The organism is Nitrospirillum goiasense, assembly GCF_034427435.1.
Lineage (GTDB): Bacteria > Pseudomonadota > Alphaproteobacteria > Azospirillales > Azospirillaceae > Nitrospirillum.
This window is the reverse complement of sequence record NZ_JAXQNP010000003.1, coordinates 646,665-665,683: the sequence shown is the minus strand read 5'-3', so window position 1 is coordinate 665,683 and position 19,019 is coordinate 646,665. Positions and strand designations below refer to the sequence as shown.

Annotated in this window: 15 protein-coding genes; 9 read left to right on the top strand and 6 right to left on the bottom strand. The window is 66.5% G+C overall.

Annotated elements, in window-relative coordinates; all coding sequences use genetic code 11:
- Positions 1 to 610: 610 nt before the first annotated feature.
- A complete protein-coding gene (locus tag ULB03_RS17300) occupies positions 611 to 1,903 on the bottom strand; it encodes an NCS2 family permease (protein ID WP_322484370.1) in 1,293 nt (430 codons plus the stop codon).
- Positions 1,904 to 1,989: 86 nt separating this feature from the next.
- On the opposite strand from ULB03_RS17300, the gene ULB03_RS17295 reads away from it, so the two are divergent.
- Together ULB03_RS17295 and ULB03_RS17290 are read left to right on the top strand one after the other, a co-directional pair.
- Positions 1,990 to 2,472, top strand: a complete 483-nt coding sequence (locus ULB03_RS17295) for a hypothetical protein (RefSeq protein ID WP_322484369.1) — start codon at positions 1,990 to 1,992, stop codon at positions 2,470 to 2,472.
- A gap of 82 nt (positions 2,473 to 2,554) precedes the next feature.
- On the top strand, positions 2,555 to 3,094 hold the full coding sequence (locus tag ULB03_RS17290; protein ID WP_322484368.1) for a hemerythrin domain-containing protein: 540 nt from the start codon (positions 2,555 to 2,557) through the stop codon (positions 3,092 to 3,094).
- Between the two features lie 94 nt (positions 3,095 to 3,188).
- On the opposite strand, the gene ULB03_RS17285 is transcribed toward ULB03_RS17290, so the two are convergent.
- On the bottom strand, positions 3,189 to 4,268 hold the full coding sequence (locus tag ULB03_RS17285; RefSeq protein WP_322484367.1) for a lipase family protein: 1,080 nt from the start codon (positions 4,266 to 4,268) through the stop codon (positions 3,189 to 3,191).
- Between the two features lie 344 nt (positions 4,269 to 4,612).
- Here ULB03_RS17285 and ULB03_RS17280 point away from each other — a divergent pair, with 344 nt between their 5' ends.
- Positions 4,613 to 6,430: a DUF885 domain-containing protein gene (locus tag ULB03_RS17280; RefSeq protein WP_322484366.1), complete on the top strand. Its 1,818-nt coding sequence runs from the start codon at positions 4,613 to 4,615 to the stop codon at positions 6,428 to 6,430.
- A gap of 59 nt (positions 6,431 to 6,489) precedes the next feature.
- Here the strand turns inward: ULB03_RS17280 and ULB03_RS17275 are convergent, their stop codons facing one another.
- From ULB03_RS17275 to ULB03_RS17260, 4 genes are all read right to left on the bottom strand, one after another.
- Positions 6,490 to 8,130: a methyl-accepting chemotaxis protein gene (locus ULB03_RS17275; protein ID WP_322484365.1), complete on the bottom strand. Its 1,641-nt coding sequence runs from the start codon at positions 8,128 to 8,130 to the stop codon at positions 6,490 to 6,492.
- 256 nt (positions 8,131 to 8,386) lie between these two features.
- Complete coding sequence (locus tag ULB03_RS17270) at positions 8,387 to 8,875, bottom strand: hypothetical protein (protein WP_322484364.1); 489 nt, start codon at positions 8,873 to 8,875, stop codon at positions 8,387 to 8,389.
- Between the two features lie 177 nt (positions 8,876 to 9,052).
- Positions 9,053 to 9,931 carry a helix-turn-helix domain-containing protein gene (locus ULB03_RS17265; protein ID WP_322484363.1) on the bottom strand — a complete coding sequence of 293 codons (879 nt, stop codon included), beginning with the start codon at positions 9,929 to 9,931 and terminating at the stop codon, positions 9,053 to 9,055.
- A 260-nt stretch (positions 9,932 to 10,191) separates the two neighbouring features.
- Complete coding sequence (locus ULB03_RS17260) at positions 10,192 to 11,883, bottom strand: methyl-accepting chemotaxis protein (RefSeq protein WP_322484362.1); 1,692 nt, start codon at positions 11,881 to 11,883, stop codon at positions 10,192 to 10,194.
- Positions 11,884 to 12,387: 504 nt separating this feature from the next.
- Here ULB03_RS17260 and proS point away from each other — a divergent pair.
- From proS to ULB03_RS17230, 6 genes are all read left to right on the top strand, one after another.
- Positions 12,388 to 13,704, top strand: a complete 1,317-nt coding sequence (proS, locus tag ULB03_RS17255) for a proline--tRNA ligase (RefSeq protein WP_322484361.1) — start codon at positions 12,388 to 12,390, stop codon at positions 13,702 to 13,704.
- Positions 13,705 to 13,836: 132 nt separating this feature from the next.
- Positions 13,837 to 15,117 (top strand): lipoprotein-releasing ABC transporter permease subunit, encoded by a 1,281-nt coding sequence (locus tag ULB03_RS17250; RefSeq protein ID WP_322484360.1) that lies wholly within the window; start codon positions 13,837 to 13,839, stop codon positions 15,115 to 15,117.
- Positions 15,110 to 15,847: an ABC transporter ATP-binding protein gene (locus ULB03_RS17245; RefSeq protein ID WP_322484359.1), complete on the top strand. Its 738-nt coding sequence runs from the start codon at positions 15,110 to 15,112 to the stop codon at positions 15,845 to 15,847. The genes ULB03_RS17250 and ULB03_RS17245 overlap by 8 nt, the downstream gene beginning before the upstream one ends.
- Positions 15,844 to 16,773, top strand: a complete 930-nt coding sequence (locus ULB03_RS17240) for a DNA-3-methyladenine glycosylase family protein (RefSeq protein WP_322484358.1) — start codon at positions 15,844 to 15,846, stop codon at positions 16,771 to 16,773. The genes ULB03_RS17245 and ULB03_RS17240 overlap by 4 nt, the downstream gene beginning before the upstream one ends.
- A 139-nt stretch (positions 16,774 to 16,912) precedes the next feature.
- A complete protein-coding gene (locus ULB03_RS17235) occupies positions 16,913 to 17,908 on the top strand; it encodes a retroviral-like aspartic protease family protein (RefSeq protein WP_322484357.1) in 996 nt (331 codons plus the stop codon).
- A gap of 35 nt (positions 17,909 to 17,943) precedes the next feature.
- The gene (locus ULB03_RS17230) at positions 17,944 to 18,912 is read left to right on the top strand and encodes a retropepsin-like aspartic protease (protein WP_322484356.1); all 969 of its coding nucleotides are present in this window, start codon (positions 17,944 to 17,946) and stop codon (positions 18,910 to 18,912) included.
- The last annotated feature ends 107 nt before the right edge of the window (positions 18,913 to 19,019 follow it).

The window sequence follows — 19,019 nt, the reverse complement described above, 5'->3', positions numbered from 1 at the left end:
CATCGACAGCGCTCGGAAGAGGTATCGCCGAGCCCCGTGCCCCCTCGTTGGCGGAGGGCGGGATCAGGAAAGCCTCGGCCGTTTCGCCTAGGCGGGAGTCGGTTGTTCTGCGCCGCAGCATCAAACTGGCGTGATTCGGGGGTGATTCTATTGCGGTGCGGAGAGGCTCCGCCGGCCTGTCCTGGCAGGAAAGCCCAATAAAAGGGCAGTTTACTGCCCACACGGCGATCAATTGAATATAAGTTGTGCAAAAGCACAGAAAAAGCACAAAAAGAAAGGCCAGCCTTCTGTTAAGGCTTGCCTTTCGAAAACTCGGCGTAGCATTATCCAAGCGTTGGAGGGTACATCCCCCTCTAACATTGAGTCGCTTGGTGGCGATTCCTCCCTAAACTCAAGGCCGCGCCGCGCTTCAGCGAGCGCGGTCTTTTTTATGCCCTTGTGTTTACGAGGGCGGAGTATAGGGAGACGAAACCATTCCGTCATCTGTTTTTTGATCATTTTCAAGGCACGATGCCTCAAAGGCGGCCTTTCAGGTCAAAAACGACGCCCGATCATAAATTTTACTCAACGAAAGACCAGGAATTACCTTGGTTGATCAAGGCCCTGGCATTTAAGCCAGGGCGAAGCGCAGCACAAAGAGTGCTGCCAGAATGGGCAGCGCGATCCCCAGCTCGCGGCCCTTTCCGGTCAGCAGCTTGATGGCGCAATGGGCGATCAGGCCAAAGGCGATGCCGTCGGCGATGGAGAAGGTGAAGGGCATGGCCAGTGCCGTGATCACCGCCGGAACCGAGTCGGTGACATCGTCCCATGCGATCTCCGCCAGGCCGCGCACCATCAGGCAAGCGACATAGAACAAGGCCGGGGCCGTGGCGTAGCCGGGGATGGCGGCCGCCAGGGGCGACAGGAACAGGGCCGCCAGGAACAGCAGTCCGACCACCACGGCGGTCAGGCCGGTGCGCCCGCCGGCGAAGGTGCCGGCGGCGCTCTCGATATAGGCGGTGACGGTGGACGTGCCCAGGGCCGCGCCGGCGGTGGTGGCCAGGCTGTCGGCCAGCAGGGCCCGCTTCAGCCGGGGCAGGCGGCCTTGGCCGTCCAGCAGCCCCGCGCGGTGGGAAACGCCCACCAGCGTGCCGGCGGTGTCGAACAGGTCGACGAACAGGAAGGCGAAGATGATGGCGGTCAGCCCCATCTTGAAGGCGCCGGCCACGTCCATCTGCAACAGGGTGGGGGCGGGGTTGGGCGGCAGGGAGACGGGGCTGGCGATCATGGGCGTGACGCCCAGGGCCATGCCGGCCAGGGCCGTGCCGACGATGGCGATGACCACCGCGCCGGTGACGCCGCGCGCCACCAGCACCACCAGCGCCAGGAACCCGGCGCAGGCCAGCAGGGCCTGCGGCTTGCCCAGCGCCCCCAGCGTCACCATGGTGGCGGGATGGGCGGCCACGATGCCGGCATTCTGCAGGGCGATCAGGCCCAGGAACAGGCCGATGCCGGCGGAAATGGCATGCTTCAGCCCCGTGGGGATGGCGTTGACGATGGCCTCGCGCACCGGCAGCAGGCTCAGGACGGTGAAGCCCACGCCCGACAGGAACACGGCGCCCAACGCCACCGGCCAGGGATAGCCCATGCCCCCCACCACCGAATAGGCGAAGTAGGCGTTGAGGCCCATGCCCGGGGCCAGGGCGATGGGATAGTTGGCGTACAGCCCCATGATGAAGCAGCCCAGGGCGGAGGCCAGGCAGGTGGCCACGAACACGGCCCCGGGGTCCATGCCGGCCTTGCCCAGCACCTGGGGGTTCACGAAGATGATGTAGGCCATGGTCAGGAAGGTGGTGACACCGGCCAGGATCTCGGTCCGGACGGTGGTGCCGTGCGGCGTCAGCCCGAAAAAACGATCAAGCAAAGGAAGCCCCCGGGGTTATTCTTGGGAAAGCGCGCCGAGACCCCCATGGTCGGCGTGGAGGCCCCTGCCAAGCAAGGACAATGCCGATGCGGATGGCTGTTGTGATGGCTGGCCTGTTGGCGCTGGCGGCGACCGACGCCGCCTGGGCCCAGGGCTCGGCATCTAAGGCGGGCCCTGGGGCGGGCCCTGGGGCGGGCCCCGGCGTTGCGCCGCCCGGCCCGACCATCGCCGTGGACCCCGCCGCCTGCCAGTGGGCGGTTCGGCACCAGCCCGCCCCCGACGTCGCCTACCAGCCCGGCGTGGATGTGGACGGAAACCCGGTGGTTCCGGCCGACCTGGACGGCGGCCCTCGCCCGCAGCCGCCCCAGCGCATCGAGATTCCGCTGACCGCCCGCCTGGCGCGCGCGCTGCCGCGCCCTGCCGGCACCGTCCGGTCCCGGGCGGACGCCTATGTGGGGCTGCTGACGGTGGAGGGTGACCAGGTGCTGTTCAACGGCCAGCCGCTGACCGACCCGGCCGAGGATGAGTTGGCGGCCCTTTGCCGGGAACAGGGCCTGGCGGGACGGTGACGAAGCGGAACCGGCGCGGTGTCGTCGCGGTTTTGTGGGCATCCACCACGCCCATGCAACCATCCGCCAAGGAACCGCCCTCATGACGGCCACCGCCCGCAAGACCGCCACCAAGTCCAAATCCCACGCCAAGCCGCGCCGCACCCGGCGCACCGCCACGCGCGACCCGCTGGCCGTAAGCCTGCTGAAGCAGGACCATCGGGAGGTGGAGGGCTGGTTCGATGAATATGAACAGCTGGAAAGCGACGAAGAAAAGCTGGCGCTGTTCAATAAGATCGCGCTGGCGCTGAAGGTCCATACCGCCATTGAGGAGGAGATCTTCTACCCCGAGGAGCGGGGTGAGGTGGAGGACGATATGCTGGACGAAGCCTATGTCGAGCATGACGGCGCCAAGAAGCTCATCGCCGAGATCGAGGCGATGAGCACCGGCGATGATTTCTACGACGCCAAGGTCAAGGTGCTAGGCGAATACATCAAGCACCACGTCAAGGAAGAGGAACAACCCGGCGGCCTTTTCGCCCAGGCCAAACGGGGGGAGGAGGACCTGAACGAAATGGGCGAGCGATTGAAGGCCCGCAAAAATGAACTGATGGCGGAATGGGGGAAGGCCTATTCCGTGTAGGGTGGAACGGGAACCGCTGAGATCACATGAAGGGCAAGATGCGACCATCGCTGATCGCATCTTGCCCCATGGTCATGCTTTTCGCGTATGCCCGTCAGGCGGCGCCACGGGCGAAGGGGCGGCCGCCTTCCACCAGCCTACGGGCGGACCCCAGTTGAGCCCGCAGCTTGGCCCGGCCCTCCTTGGGTCTAAGGGCGGGGCGCGGCGGCGCGACGATGACGGACTGGCCGCCCAGCAGCGTCATGTAGGTCGCGGTGTGGTGCTGCAACGCGGCCTCCTCATACCACGTATCACCGCCCTGGAAGGTGCCGGTGAGGGAGGCGTTGTTGGTGGGCGGCTGCGCGTAGCCGACCTCATAATACAGCATCGCGGCCTCGAACCCGATCAGCGCGACTTCCACCAGGTCGGGGGTCTGCAGGCCATAGGCATCGTACACGGTTTCGACGCCCCACAGGTCGCCCCACGCCTTGGGCGCGATATCCAGCGTGTTGAAATACCGCAGGAAGTACGGGAACGTGTCGGAGAAGTACTGGGCGAAGGCGGCGTTCCCGGCGGTGGGGCCGGCGAAGGTGGCGGGCACGATAGGGCCGGTCAGCCCTTGTTGCGCCAACGCCCCCTTCAACCAGGGCGCCACCACGGTGGACAGGCAGGCGCCCAGGCTGTGACCGGTGACGACCAGCACCGGCGTGTTGTTTTTTGGATCGCCGACATAGCCGGCCACGTACTCCAGCAAACTTTTCCCGCCTGACCGCAGGCCCTGGATGTTTGCCAGTCCGTCCAGTGTGCCCTGGGCCACCAGCACCCCGCTGGGCGCCGACCAGGGCAGGGGCACCTGATTGGTGACGTCCAAATCCTCCCATATCTGGTCGAGGATGCCCAAGCCGTTGTCGATGTTGACGTCCGTGCCGCGGATCACCACGGCGGTGAACACAGGCAGCCCCGGTCCATAGAAATAAGTGGCGACAAAGGCCAGGTTGGCCTGGTCGTTGGTCTGCGCCGGCCCCCAGCCACACGCCCAACTGCCGCCGGCGTTGAGGTTGGGCAGTTGCGCCACCAGGGTAGGAATGCTGGCGGGCGGTTGATAGGACAGTTGGCACAGCTGCAGGTAGCTGACAGCGAACGGATTTGTCGGTCCCGGCTGTAGCGCCGCTTGTTTCAAAGCGTCTGTGGTCATGGATCCCTCCGAGGATGATGAGGGGGTGCCTCTCCAGGTTGGGTCAGCTCGTCTGGCATGGGCGCTGGAAAGGATGGTGGCGCAGGCACCCCGCGGTCCCGGTGATCGGTCGAACCTCGTGCTTACGGTTTATTTTTGTTTCTATATTGCCCGAATTGGGCACGATTCCACCAATCGCCGGTTAGAAAATAGACCGAATCTTAAAAGGGATAAACGCAAAACGTGTATTTCTGACGGATGTCCATCCACCCCTTTCGGGCTGTAACCATTCCGTTACAGGCCTGTTCTTTTGCCCTCTTGCCCGGGACGATAGTCTGGCGCCCCACAGCAAGAATGGGGACCCCATGTTCAATCGTCGCGCCTTCCTGGCCGCCAGCGCCGCCTCTGTCGCCCTGGCCACGGTTCGTCCCGGCCTTGCGGCCGAAGCTTCCAAGCCTGCCGCCGACCTGAACCACCTGCTGGACACGTTCTTCCAGGAAGATCTGCGGCGCAGCCCCGAAGGCGCCACGATGGCCGGCATGGACACCGGCAAGCTGGCCGGCCTGCGTGCCAAGCTGGACGACCGCAGCCCCGCGGGTCGCAAGGCCGATGCCGCCGCCACCGAAAGCCAGCTGCGCCGCCTGCGCGCCCTGGACCGCAAGGCGCTGACCGGCATCGATGCCGTGAACTACGACAGCGTGGACTACGTCCTGGCCGACGCGGTGGAGAGCAACCGGAAATTCCCCTTCGGCTCCGGCGGGTCACCCTATGAGCTGTGCCAGTTGCAAGGCTCCTACCAGGCCATCCCCAACTTTCTGGACGTGCACCACCCGATCGAGGTGAAGGCCGACGCCGACGCCTACCTGGCCCGGCTGGAGGCCTTCGCCGGCACGCTGGATACCGAGACGGCGCAGTTCCAGCAGGACGCCGCCCATGGCATCCTGGCCGCCGATTTCATGCTGGACACCACGCTGACGCAGCTGCGGGCGCTGCGGGTGGATGCGGCCCAGTCCGGCCTGGTGTCGTCCCTGGCCCGGCGGGCGAAGGAGAAGGGGCTGGGCGACGCCTATGGCGCCCAGGCCGCCAAGATCTACACCGACAAGGTCGGGCCGGCGCTGGACCGGCAGATCGCGGCGGTGGCGGCCGCCCGCAAGACGGCCACGCACGACGCCGGCGTCTGGCACATCAAGGATGGCGAGGCCTGGTACGCGCAGGGACTGAAGTCCAGCACCACCACCACCCTGTCCCCGGATGAGGTGCACCAGATCGGCCTGGACCAGGCCAAGGAGATCGGCGCGCGGCTGGAAACCCTGCTGGCGGCCCAGGGCCTGACCCAGGGCACGGTGGCGGAGCGCATCAAGGCGCTGCGCGCCCGCCCCGACAGCACCTATCCCAACACCGACGCCGGCAAGGCCCAGCTGATCGCCGACCTGCAGGTGAAGCTGGACGAGATGGCCGCGCGCCTGCCGCGCATGTTCCGCGACATTCCCAAGGCCAAGGCCCGCGTGCAGCGCGTGCCGCCGGCCGTTGAGACCGGCGCGCCGCTGGCCTATTACGAATCCCCGCCGCTGGAGGGGGAGCGGGTGGGCACCATCTATTTCAACCTGCACGACACGGCCGAATGGCCCAAATGGTCGCTGCCCACCACGGTCTATCATGAGGGCATTCCCGGCCATCACCTGCAGGGCTGCATCGCGCAGGAAACCAAGGGCATCCCGCTCTATCGCGCCAACATGTTCTTCTCGGGCTATGGCGAGGGCTGGGCGCTGTATGCCGAGCAGTTGGCCGACGAACTGGGCATGTACGACGCCGACCCGCTGGGCCGCATCGGCTTCCTGAAGTTCCTGCTGTTCCGGGCCGGCCGCTGCGTCATCGACACCGGCATGCACCACAAGCGCTGGAGCCGGGAACAGGCCGTCAAATACATGGTGGACCTGACCGGCGACACCGAAAGCGCCATGACGCGCGAGACTGACCGCTATTGCGCCTGGCCCGGCCAGGCGTGCAGCTACAAGATCGGGCACACGCTGTGGAACCGGCTGCGCGACCAGGCGCGGACGGCGCTGGGCGACAAGTTCGACATCAAGGACTTCCACCAGGTGGGCCTGAACTCCGGCGCTGTGCCGCTGGATGTGCTGCAAACCATGGTGGGGGACTACATCGCCCGCGTCCAGCGGGGCTGACCCGGTACCCGGGCCCGGACCGTCGCGTCCGGGCCCGGATTGGTCGGGGAGGGCCCGTCTCAAGCCGCCCTGGTGTCCGCCAGGAACGTCTCCACCAGGCCGCGCATCTTTTCCGCCTCCCGCGCCATGGAGGTGGCGGCCATCAGCACGTCATGGGCGGAGTGCCCCGTCTCATCCGCGGCGGCGGAAACGCCCTGGATGTTGCGGGTGACGCTGTCGGCGCCCATCGCCGCCTGCTGGGCGTTGCGGGCGATCTCCTGCGTGGCGGCCCCCTGCTGCTCCACGGCCGAGGCGATGGTGGTGGCGATGCCGTTGATGGCCTCGATGGTGCCGGAGATGGCGCTGATCGCGCCCACCGCCTCCCGCGTGGCGCCCTGGACGGTGGCGATCTGGGCGCTGATCTCCTCGGTGGCCTTGGAGGTCTGGTTGGCCAGGCTTTTCACCTCGCTGGCCACGACGGCGAAGCCCTTGCCCGCCTCGCCCGCCCGCGCCGCCTCGATGGTGGCGTTGAGCGCCAGCAGGTTGGTTTGGCTGGCGATGTTGGTGATCAGGCCCACGATCTCGCCGATCTTCTGCGCGCTCTGTTCCAGGCCCGCCACGATGGTGCCGGTGTGGGTCGCTTGGCGTACCGCGTCGCCGGCCACGGTGGCGGCATCGGCCACCTGGCGGCTGATTTCCTGCGTGGACGATGCCAGCTCCTCCGTCGCGGCCGCGGCGGTCTGCACATTGCTGGTCGCCTCCACGGCGGCGGCGGCGACCGCCGTCGCCTGCCGGGTGGTCTGCTCGGCGGAGGCTGACAATGAACTGGCGCTGGCTTGCATCTGGGCGGCGGCGGAGGCCACGGCGCCGATAACCTCTCCGGCCTGCGCGTCGAAGCTGTGGGTCAGGCGCTCCAGCACGGCGGCGCGGGCGACCCTGGCCGTCTGCTCCCTCTCCCGTTCGGCGCGCAGGCGCTCGGCTTCGCGGGCGTTGTCGCGGAAGACCAGGGCGGTCTTGGCGATGTCACCGACCTCATCGCCCCGCCCCGTGCCCTGGATGGTGATGTCCAGCCGGCCCTGCGTCAGGTCCTGGAGATCGCGGACGATATGCCCGATGGGGATGACCAGGCCATGTCGGGCGATCAGCAGGCCGATGGCCATGCCGATGGCGATGCCGCCCACCGCCACGCCGATCACCATCCGGGACAAGTCACGGGCCAGTACCTGGCCATCATCCGCCACGGCGGTGCCGTCCTTGTCCAACGCCTCCTCCAGGGTTTCGATCTGGTTGGTAAGGGATGTCGCCGCCGCGCGCGACCGCTGCACTTCGTCCAAGATTTCCTGGCGCGCGCTGTCATTTTGCAGGCCGGCATGGCGGCGGCTGACGGTGACGGTCGACTGATATTCCTTTTCATACGTGCTGAACGCCGACTTTATTTGAAGCAGGGCGGGGCGGTACCTCCCTTCCGCCTGGGCTTCCAAGGCGGTCAGCGTGTCATTGAATGCCGCGATGCGTTTTTGCGCGAGGTTTGCCGCTTCCTCTGCCTCCGCCGGGCTGGCGGCCATGCGGTATTCAGCGCGGTTCATGAAGAGGATGTTGGCGCGCAGCTCGCTTGCCTGCTGCAGGTTGGTGCCCATCACGTCCAGGCGCCGGGCCATCACCGACAATTTGGACATGCCGCTGTAACCAGCGATGGCGATGGCGATGGCGCAAAACGACATCACGGCGATCACCAAGCAGAATTTAACGATGATCCTGGTGTTTGCGAGCATGGATACACCCATTTAATTGATATTGATTATCTGTCATCCGCCGAATTATTTTTATTGGCGGTGCGTTCGTGCGGTTTTGTTAATTGATGGTGTTTGTTTTAAATTTTAAAGAGCCTAAGTCGCCGCTGCGCCGCCAATAGGTTTTTTCTGCGCTGTGGGAAATTAGGGCGAGGAATTCGCCGCCCAATGGCGTCCCCAGTAGGGGTCAGTGCGGTACGTCACCCAGGAATGGCGGCGCCGACGCGGTATCCGGCGTCAGGCTGAAGATGCCGATGGCCGTGGTCGCGGCGTCGCTGTCGCTATGGCGGACGGGCAGGGACAGCAGGCCATGGACCCGGCCCGAGAGTGTCACCTCGTCATAGGCCGGCCATGACCGCGCGTTGCGCAGGTAGGATATGGAAAACGGCCGGCAAACCGCCGCATCGAAACAATTGGCCAGGATACCGCCGGCGTTCCACCCGACGTAATGCCAGCGCGGCGGCTCACGCCGGAAATCGGCCATGGCCAGGAAGTCGTGATAACAGGGGCAGATGCGATCCAGGAACCGTGACCACGCGGGCAATGCGTCGCCCGCCGCCTTTTCCCGCAACCAGGAAGCCAGGATGTTGAGGTGGCCCCGGTGCTCGACGCTTCTGAGATAGGGGGCATGGACCAAGGCCCGCGCCACCACCTCCCAATCCGTCAGGCGACTCATCACTCCCCCACCACCCAGGCCCCGATGCAACGCGATCTCTGTTGCCAGACCAGCATATGGAACGCTTGCCGCCACCGACAATTCCCGGCGCGGCCTGGATAGGGGTTCTGCGCTCTGGAACCAAATTTCCTGCACGGAGCGGATGGTGCCGGGGCCGGCCCTGGGTTTTCGAGGGGGTTATCCCAGGTGCTGGCGCCGATACACGCTTGGCGACAGCGCGAATGTTTCCAGGAAGCGGCGGCTGAAATGACTGGGATTCGTGAAGCCGGCCAGGGCGCTGATCTCGGTTATGCTTTTGGCGGAAAATCGCGGGTCGCACAGCAGCGACCGGGCGTAGTCCAACCGCATGGCGGTCAGGTCGCGGCCGAAGCTGGTGCCCGCGGCGGCGAACAGGGCATGCAGGGTCCGCTTGGCGATGCCCTGCTGTTCGGCGAAGCGCGAGGGGGTCAGTGCCGGATCATGAAGCCCCTCGCGCATGGCGCGGCGCAGCCGGTTCAAGGTCGTACGCTGATAACGCTTCATGTCCAGGGCGGTGCGGCCCGCCGCCAGCGTCAGAAGCGCCACGATTTGGCTGGCCACCTCGCCCGGGGGAAGGGACAAAGTCTCCACCGTTTGCGGCGCCACCTCTTTCAGCACGCTGGTTAGGGCGCGCGCCCAGCCGGTGGTGGGATCGATGCCGGTAAGCGCCAGATCTTCCGCCTGCGGCATGCGGGCGCTGAGCCAGGCCCGTGGCATCTTCAGTGCCTTCGCCTGGGTGCGGGACGTGAAGCGCAGCGAAAACCCCGCCGCTTCGTCCATCAGGATGAACTGTCCGCCGTTCAGCAGGAAATCCGTGCCGGTCGCGTCGGAAACAACGACGGACCCGCTGTCGACATGCAGAAGGCAAAAGTCATCGACCAGGTCGCGGGCTATGTGTCGCCGGGACCGACAGGCCACGTAAGGGTCGACATCCAAGGCCAGCAGGCGGGCCGGCCCCAGGGGCGCCGCCGTGGCCGTTGCCTGGAACGATGCCTGATGGGGGAAATCCAGCAGCAGGCCTGGCCGCCGCGCGCTCACGTCGTCGGCCCAGAATGCCTTGGCGTCGCTGGGCGGCAATCCTGCCGTTGATAAATGAACGTACGGTTTCGCGGCGACGGATGATGCGGTGGCGGAAGACATGGGAAGGCGTTCTCCGACAACCTAACTCGGTCAGGGTAATCCGTTAGGATGCAGATATGCGACTTCTTGGAAAGATCAAGCCTGGCTGAGGCCCCATAAGGCAAGGGTCCGGGACAGGCAGTCCCGGGCCCAGGCCGTCAATGCCGCGCGGGTGGGTGTTACGCCGCCCGGGCGTCCACCAGGAACTGCTCCACCAGGCCGCGCATCTTCTCCGCCTCCCGCGCCATGGAGGTCGCGGCGGTCAGCACGTCATGGGCGGAATGGCCGGTCTCATCCGCGGCGGCGGACACGCCCTGGATGTTTTGGGTGACGCTGTCCGCGCCGGCGGCGGCTTGCTGGACGTTGCGGGCGATTTCCTGCGTGGCGGCACCCTGTTCCTCCACCGCCGAGGCGATGGTGGTGGCGATGGTGTTGATGGTTTCGATGGTGCCGGAGATGGCGCCGATGGCGGCCACGGCCTCCCGTGTCGCGTTCTGGACGGACGCGATCTGGGTGCTGATCTCCTCGGTGGCCTTGGAGGTCTGGTTGGCCAAGCTCTTCACCTCGCTGGCCACGACGGCGAAGCCCTTGCCGGCCTCGCCCGCCCGCGCCGCCTCGATGGTGGCGTTCAAGGCCAACAGGTTGGTCTGGCTGGCGATGTTGGTGATCAGGCCCACGATCTCCCCGATCTTCTGGGCGGTCTGCTCCAGCCCGCCGACGATGGTGCCGGTGTGGGTGGCCTGGCGCACGGCGTCGCCGGCCACGGTGGCCGATTGTGACACTTGGCGGCTGATCTCCTGGATGGAGGAGGCCAGTTCCTCCGCGGCGGCGGCCACGGTCTGCACGTTGGCCGATGCCTCGACGGCGCCGGCGGCGACGGTGGCGGACTGGCGGGTGGTCTGCTCGGCGGAGGCCGACAGCGAGCTGGCGGTGGCCTGCATCTGCGTGGCGGCGGAGGCCACGGCGCCGATGACGTCGCCGGCCTGAACGTCGAAGGTGCGCGTCAGGCCTTCCAGGGCGGCGGCACGGGCGGCGCGGGCCGCCTGCTCCTTTTCCTGTTCGGCGCGCAGGCGTTCCGTCTCGCGGGCGTTGTCGCGGAAGACCAGGGCGGTCTTGGCGATGTCGCCCACCTCATCCCCACGCTCCGCACCCTGGATGTCGATGTCCAGCCGCCCATGGGCCAGATCCTGCAGGTTGCGCACGATGTGGGTGATGGGCGTCACCAGGCCGCGCCGGGCGATCAGCATGCCAACCACGATGCCGATCACGATGCCGGCGACGGCGACGATGACGATCATCATCGTCAATTCCCGGGCGATGGACTGGGCCTGCTGCGCGACGACGGTGCCGTCCTCATCCAGGGTGTCCTGCAAGACCTTGACCTTGTTGATCAGGGTGGTGGCCGCGACACGCGATTGGGCGACCTCGTCCAGGATTTCCTGGCGCGCCGGTTCATTCTTCAGATCCATGTGCTGACGGGTCGTTGCCACCGTGGCATCGAACTCCTTCTTGTACGCGGCGAAGGCGGTTTTGATGTCCGCCAGCATGGGCCGGTACTTGTCCTCCACCTCCTTGTCCAGCAGGGTCATGTTCCGGGAGAACTCCGCCACCCGGCCGTCCACATTCTTGGTGACCTCGTCCGCGTCCTTGGGGTTGGCGGCCATGCGGTATTCGCCGCGGTTCATGAACAGGACGTTGGCGTTCAGCTGACCCGCCTGATGCAGGTTGCTTCCCATGATGTCCAGCCGGTGCGTCGCCACCGCCAGCTTCGACATGCCAATGTAGCCGGCCACGCCGATGGCAAGGGCGGCGAGCGCCATGACCAGGATGACCAGGTTGATCTTGGTTAGGATTTTGGCATTGGCCAGCATGGCGTCGGTCCTTGGGAGTCGGGCGGTATCGGTGTGGTATCAGGAATTGATTAAGGGCGCGTAAAGATCATAGGGTGTGTGCGATGGTCAACGGTGCCATTGGGATATATACTTACTTTCGTGTATAATTTCCTTATCCACCAGGCGGATACGCAAGTTGTTACTTATAAATGAATCGAATGGACGCATTATAAAAAGTGATCGATTCTGACATACCAATTTGTATTCGAGATATCGGCACGAAAAGTCGCGGCGTAGCGAAATTTGCCGTCCGTATGCTGTGATTTCGCCTGTTTCCGTCGCGAGGCCCCCGCATGACTTACCCGTAAGAACCGACGGTGCGCGCAAGGGTGGGCTCCGGCGTGGGCACCATCCCGCCGCCATGGAAACAGGGAGCTGTGGACGGGGGCCATGGACAGGGGGCCATGGACAGGGGGAACGTCATTGCCTAAAGTCGCGGCTCCCTTTCCGTAATCCAGTTCATGAAGGCGACGGGTTCCCGCGATGCGCTCCTCCCAGTTTTTCCTGCCCACCTTGAAGGAAACCCCGGCGGAGGCGCAGATCGCCTCGCACCGGCTGATGCTGCGCGCCGGCATGATCCGGCAGACCAGCGCCGGCATCTACGCCTGGTTGCCGCTGGGCTGGAAGGTCCTGCGCAAGATTTCGCAGATCGTGCGGGAGGAGCAGGACGCCGCCGGCGCCCAGGAACTGCTGATGCCCACCATCCAGTCGGCGGAGCTGTGGCGCCAGTCGGGCCGCTATGACGACTACGGCAAGGAGATGCTGCGCATCACCGACCGCCACGACCGTGAACTGCTGTACGGCCCCACGAACGAGGAGATGATCACCGACATCTTCAAGACGTTCGTGCGCAGCTATAAGGACCTGCCTAAGAATCTGTACCACATCCAGTGGAAGTTCCGGGACGAGATCCGCCCCCGCTTCGGTGTCATGCGCGGCCGCGAGTTCCTGATGAAGGACAATTACTCCTTCGACCTGGACGCCGAAGGCGCCAAGCTGTCCTACCGCAAGATGTTCCTGGCCTATCTGCGCACCTTCGCACGCATGGGGCTGAAGGCCATCCCCATGCGCGCCGACACCGGCCCCATCGGCGGCGACCTCAGCCATGAGTTCATCATCCTGGCCGAGACGGGTGAGAGCGGCGTGTTCTGCCACAAGGATTGGCTGAACCTGGACGTGTTGCAGAATCCGCCGGAGGCCGGCAGCGACCTGAAGGACTTCTTCGCCAAGTACACCAGCATCTATGCGGCGACGGACGAGAAGCACGACCCCGCCACCTGCGAGGTGCCGGAGGACCAGCTGGTTTCCGCCCGCGGCATCGAGGTCGGCCACATCTTCTATTTCGGCACCAAGTATTCCAAGCCCATGGGCGCCGTCGTGGCCGGCCCGGATGGGGAGCCGGTGGCGGTGGAGATGGGCAGCTATGGCATCGGCGTGTCCCGCCTGATGGGCGCCATCATCGAATCCAGCCATGACGAGAACGGCATCATCTGGCCTGACGCCGTCGCCCCGTTCCAGGTCGGCCTGATCAACCTGAAGGCCGATGACGCCGCCTGCGCCACCCTGTGTGACGAGCTCTACGCCAAGCTGAACGCCGCCGGCGTGGAGACGCTGTACGACGACCGCAACGAGCGGCCGGGCGCCAAGTTCGCCGACATGGACCTGATCGGCCTGCCCTGGCAGCTGACCGTGGGGCCGCGCGGCCTGAAGGCCGGCGTGGTGGAGTTGAAGCGCCGCGCCACCGGCGAGAAGCGCGAGCTGCCGGTCGAGGCCGCCCTGGCCGAGTTGATCAAGGCCTGACCAGGACAAGAAACGGGACGCCCGCTCCTGTCGCGCATGGTAGGAGCGGGCGCCTTTTTCCGCCCAGAATCACGTGCATCCCATCCCGCGCATTGCCTCATCACTTCCCACCTCGACGGCCCGGCCCCCCGAATGATCTTTTCCGCCTTTGAACGCATGGTCGCGATGCGCTACCTCCGGGCGCGCCGGCAGGAGGGGTTCATCTCCGTCATCGCCGGCTTCTCCCTGCTGGGCATCGGGCTGGGTGTCGCCACCCTCATCATCGTCATGTCGGTGATGAACGGCTTCCGCACCGAACTGCTGAGCCGCGTCCTGGGCCTGTACAGCCATCTGGAGGTGCAGTCCCTGCTGGGCCCGCTGCCGGAGAATGACGCCGTCACCCAGCGCCTGCTGGCCGTGCCGGGCGTCACCGCCGTCATGCCGACGGTGGAAGGCCAGGCCCTGATCACCCAGGACGGTACCGCCAGCGCCGCCTTTGTCCACGGTATCACGCCGGCGGATTTCCGCCGCCGGCCCATCGTGTCCACTCACTTGGTCGAGGGCGCGGCGGAGGCCTTCGGCGCCGCCACCGGCGCCACGGGGGACGAGGCCAACCTGGGCGACGGCATCGCCATCGGCAGCCGCATGGCCAAGCGTTTGAACCTGCATGTCGGCGACCAGCTGCGCCTGGTCAGCCCGCGCTTCAACCAGACGGCCTTCGGGTCCATCCCCCGCGCGCGTACCTATCCCATCGCCGCCATCTTCGACGTTGGCATGTATGACGTGGACAACGGCCTGATCTTCATGCCGCTGGCCGCCGCGCAGACCTTCTTCGGCGTGGCCAACGGCTACACCTCCATCGAGGTGTTCGTGCAGGACCCGACGCACATCGACCCGTATCTTGAGGCGGCCACCCGCGCGGCCGGACAGGAATACCGTGTCTATGACTGGCGCCAGCGCAGCGCCGCCTTCGTCAGCGCCATCGATGTGGAACGCAACGTCATGTTCCTGATCCTGTCGCTGATCATCCTGGTGGCGGCGTTCAACGTCATCAGCAGCATGATCATGCTGGTGAAAGACAAGGGGCGGGACATCGCCATCCTGCGCACCATGGGGGCCAGCCGGGGCATGGTCCTGCGCATCTTCTTCCTGACGGGGGCCAGCATCGGCGTGGTCGGCACCGTCTTCGGCATGGTCCTGGGCGTGCTGTTCACCAAGAACATCGAGGCCATCCGCCAATTCATCCAGTCCATCATCGGCCGCGACCTGTTCAACGCCGAGATCTATTTCTTCACCCAAATCCCGGCCAAGCTGGACTGGATGGAGGTGACGCAGGTGGGCGTCATGGCCCTGTTCCTGTCCTTCGCCGCCACCGTCTACCCCTCCTGGCGGGCCGCCCGCCTCGATCCGGTGGAGGCCCTGCGCTATGAGTGACGTGTCCGTCATGGAAAAGCCCACCATCCCCGCCACCGGCGATACCGTGCTGGAGCTGTCCGGCGTCGTGCGCCGCTTCCAGCAGGCGGGCGCCGTGCTGGAGGTACTGCGCGGCGCCGCCTGTTCGGTGCGCCGGGGGGAGATCGTGGCCCTGGTGGGGCCGAGCGGCGCCGGCAAGTCCACCCTGCTGCACATCGCCGGCCTGCTGGAGCATGCCGACGGCGGCGTCATCCGCATCGATGGCCGCGACGCCGCCACGCTGGACGACGCCGGCCGCACCGCCCTGCGGCGGCAGACCATCGGCTTCGTCTACCAGTTCCACCACCTGCTGCCGGAGTTCAGCGCGGAGGAGAACATCATCCTGCCGCAGATGATCGCCGGCGTGCCCAAGGCCGTGGCGCGCGAACGGGCCAAGGAGCTGCTGGCCCAGGTGGGCCTGGCCGCGCGCGGTAGCCATCGCCCGGCCCGCCTGTCAGGCGGTGAGCAGCAGCGCGTGGCCATCGCCCGCGCTCTGGCCAACCGGCCCAGCCTGCTGATCGCGGATGAGCCCACGGGCAACCTGGACCACCACACCGCTGACGACGTGTTCGCCCTGCTGACCCGCCTGGTGCGGGGCAGCGGCACTGGTAAAGACGGCTTCGGCGCTCTGGTCGCCACCCACAACCTGGACCTGGCGGCGCGCATGGACAGGGTGGTGGAATTGCGCGACGGGCTGCTGGTGGAGTCTTGAGCCAGCAGACCCTGGACCTGCCACCGGGGGACCTGCCGCCGGGCTTCGACCCCGACGCCGCCTGGCGCTATCACGGCCGCGACTGGTATCGCGACCGTGACGCCCCGGCGGAGCGGCTGGCCGGACCGGCCTTGACCAAGGCCCTGGAATTCGACGGCCGTGCCTATCTCCTGACCCTCACCGTGCCCGCCGGCGGCGGCACCCTGGTGATGGGCATGGACAGCGACGACCCCGTGATCCTGGCCCGCGCCCGGCGGGTGGCGCTGCGTATGCTGGGCCTGACGCCGGCGCTGGCCGAGGCCGCCGCCGGGCTGGAGGCGCGGGCGGACCAGGACGCCGCGACGGCACGCCTGGTGGGCAATCGCCGGGGCTATCGCCCGCCCCTGGCCGCCACGGTGTTCGAGGCGCTGGCCTGGGCCATCATCGGCCAGCAGATCAATCTGACCTTCGCCAGCGACTTGCGCCGCCAGCTCATCCTGCTGGCTGGGTGGCGGCACCCCTCGGGCATGATCGCCCATCCTGACGCGGCGGCGGTGGCGGGGCTGGACCCGGCACTGCTGACCGCCCGGCGCTTCTCCCGCTCCAAGGCGCGCTACCTGGTCGAGGCGGCCCAGGCGGCGATGGATGGCCGTCTGGACCTGGCCGCGCTGGAGCGGTTGGATGCCGACCCGACAGGCGAAGCGGCGGCCGAGGCCGCCTTGCTGGCCCTGCGCGGCATCGGGCCGTGGACCGCCAATTACGTCCTCATGCGGGGCTGCGGCCTGCCCGACCGGGTGCCGGTGGGTGACGCCGGCCTAGCGGCGGCGTTGCAGCGCTTCCACGGCATGGATCGCCGCCCCACGGCGGAGGAGCAGGTGGCGCTGATGCGCCCCCATGCCCCCTGGCGCAGCCTGGCCACCGCCCACCTGTGGGCCAGCCTGGCCTGAGGCGTCGCAGCGCCCGGCTGCGGCGGAGTGTCGCGAAGGGGGGCGGCGGCGAGTCGGCGGCCGCTCCACCCAAGCGGGCGGCTTGCGGGAATGATCGCCTTTTTGCGATAAGAGGGCGCAACTTTTTGGCCCATGCCCCATGCGCTTTACCCTTGTAGGTATCCTCGCGGTTTTGCTCCTGGGCTTCAGCGCGTCAGCTTGGGCCGACCCGGCGGATTGCCATCTGAACCAGATTTCCGAACTGACGTTCCGCATGGTGCGCGGCCAGCCGGTGACCGAGGTGCGGTTGAACGGCAAGGTTGTCCACGCCGTGCTGGATACGGGCGCCTCGCGCACCGTTTTGTCGGCGCAGGGCGCCGCCCGGTTGGGGTTGGCGGTGACGTGGTTGCCGGCGGCCGATCCGATCATGGGCGTGGGCGGAATGGTCATGACCGGTATGGCCAAGGTCGGTACCCTGACCTTGGGCGCCTGGCAGGCGGAGTCCGTGTCCCTGATGGTGGCGGGCAACCCGAACTTCGCCCCGGGCATCGAAATGCTGATAGGCCAGGACGTCTTCTCCCAGGCGGATGTCGAACTGGACTTCGCCCACAACACCTTCCGCTTTTTCCAGCCGGACGGGTGCGACGGCGTGCCCTTGGCTTATTGGGCGGACACCTATGCCGAGGCGGTGATGAAGGCGCCGCGCGGCAAACGCCGGGGCTCCAACGAGGTCTTCGTGCGCCTGAACGGTCATGAACTTCCGGCCATATTGGACACGGGCGCCGCCACCAGCATCGTGCATGACGTCCTGGCCCATCAGGTGGGGGTGCATGAGGATGATGATGACGTGGTCGCGAGCGGCAAAGCGAGGGGCGTTGGTGCCGCCACGACGCAGATTTGGCGCGGCACGTTCGACAGTTTCGGCATCGGCGACGAGGAGGTGCGCCACGTCCACCTGAACTTCGGCAGCTTCGCGCCTAAGGAGGACAGGGACATGGTGCGCATCGCCATCCCCATGCTGTTGGGGATGGATTTCATTAGGTCGCACCGCATCTACGTCGCCAATAGCCAGAACAAGCTTTATTTTACGAACGTCTCGATGCCCATTTTCGACACGACGAAGCCCGCTACCCCCCAGGCTGCGCCCGGCCCCTGAACCGGCCGCCGTCCCTGCTTGCAAGGATCGTCCCCATGCGCCCCATCGCCAGCATCGTTTCCGCCGCCGCCCTGTCCCTAACGCTGATCGCCGCACCGGCCCTGGCGGGGTCGGCTGATTGCCGCCTGAACCCGGTGGGGGAACTGCCCATCCATCTGGAGAACGGCTTGCCCATCGCCGATGGCCTGCTGGACGGCAAGCCGGTACGGGCGTTGATCGATACCGGCACCACCCGCCACCTGGTGTCGGTGCAGGCCGCCCGGCGGCTGGGCCTGGACTTCCAGGAACGCACCGTGCGCGGCGTGAACCTGGGGCAGGGGGATTGGCGCAAAGCCGGCACCATGAAGGCCGACACGCTCAGTTTCGGGCCCTGGCAGGGCAGCGGCTATCGCCTGCAACTGGTCGATGCCGGCGACTTCGGCGCCCATGTCGACATGGTGCTGGGGCAGGATTTGTTCGTGCAGTCCGATGTCGAACTGGACATGGCGCACAACGTCATCCGCTTCTTCCGGCCGGCGGACTGCGATGACACGCCGCTGGCCTACTGGGCCCAGACCTATTCCCAGGCCACGCTGCGCTCACGCGGGTTCGGCAGCTATTCCGTCAGCCGGGTGGTGGTGCAGTTGAATGGGCTTGAGTTTTGGGCCCGCCTGGACACGGGCGTGCGCACCAGCACGGTGCTGACCCGCCTGGCCCACCGCGTGAACGTGCGCGAGGACAGCCCCGGTTCGGTGCCGGGGCCGGAGCGGCACGACATCGGCCGCACGCCGGTGCCCACCTGGATCGGCACCTTCGACACCCTCAGTGTGGGGGATGAGACCATCCGCAACGCCCGCCTGTCGGTGGGCGATTACTATAATCTGGGCGTGGACCGGGACGGCAGCCTGGCCATGGTGCTGGGCATGGATTTCATCCGCTCGCACCGCATCTTCATCGCCAACAGCCAGGACAAGATCTACTTCACCAACGTGGCCAAGCCGGTGTTCGGTCCGCCGGGGGCGTAATTCGACCCAGGGCCTCAAACCTCGCCGGCCTACCGCCGGCGGACTGCGGAAGACGGGGGTTTCGATGCGGGATGATGGTTCGCGCCGGCGCTTTTTCGCGCGGCGTT

Excerpts from the sequence above, each read along its gene's own strand:
- ULB03_RS17295 (WP_322484369.1), top strand. The coding sequence starts at position 1,990 with ATGCGGATGGCTGTTGTGATGGCTGGCCTGTTGGCGCTGGCGGCGACC.
- ULB03_RS17290 (WP_322484368.1), top strand. The coding sequence starts at position 2,555 with ATGACGGCCACCGCCCGCAAGACCGCCACCAAGTCCAAATCCCACGCC.
- ULB03_RS17285 (WP_322484367.1), bottom strand. The coding sequence starts at position 4,268 with ATGACCACAGACGCTTTGAAACAAGCGGCGCTACAGCCGGGACCGACA.
- ULB03_RS17280 (WP_322484366.1), top strand. The coding sequence starts at position 4,613 with ATGTTCAATCGTCGCGCCTTCCTGGCCGCCAGCGCCGCCTCTGTCGCC.
- ULB03_RS17275 (WP_322484365.1), bottom strand. The coding sequence starts at position 8,130 with ATGTCGTTTTGCGCCATCGCCATCGCCATCGCTGGTTACAGCGGCATG.
- ULB03_RS17270 (WP_322484364.1), bottom strand. The coding sequence starts at position 8,875 with ATGAGTCGCCTGACGGATTGGGAGGTGGTGGCGCGGGCCTTGGTCCAT.
- ULB03_RS17260 (WP_322484362.1), bottom strand. The coding sequence starts at position 11,883 with ATGCTGGCCAATGCCAAAATCCTAACCAAGATCAACCTGGTCATCCTG.
- proS (WP_322484361.1), top strand. The coding sequence starts at position 12,388 with ATGCGCTCCTCCCAGTTTTTCCTGCCCACCTTGAAGGAAACCCCGGCG.
- ULB03_RS17250 (WP_322484360.1), top strand. The coding sequence starts at position 13,837 with ATGATCTTTTCCGCCTTTGAACGCATGGTCGCGATGCGCTACCTCCGG.
- ULB03_RS17245 (WP_322484359.1), top strand. The coding sequence starts at position 15,110 with ATGAGTGACGTGTCCGTCATGGAAAAGCCCACCATCCCCGCCACCGGC.
- ULB03_RS17235 (WP_322484357.1), top strand. The coding sequence starts at position 16,913 with ATGCGCTTTACCCTTGTAGGTATCCTCGCGGTTTTGCTCCTGGGCTTC.
- ULB03_RS17230 (WP_322484356.1), top strand. The coding sequence starts at position 17,944 with ATGCGCCCCATCGCCAGCATCGTTTCCGCCGCCGCCCTGTCCCTAACG.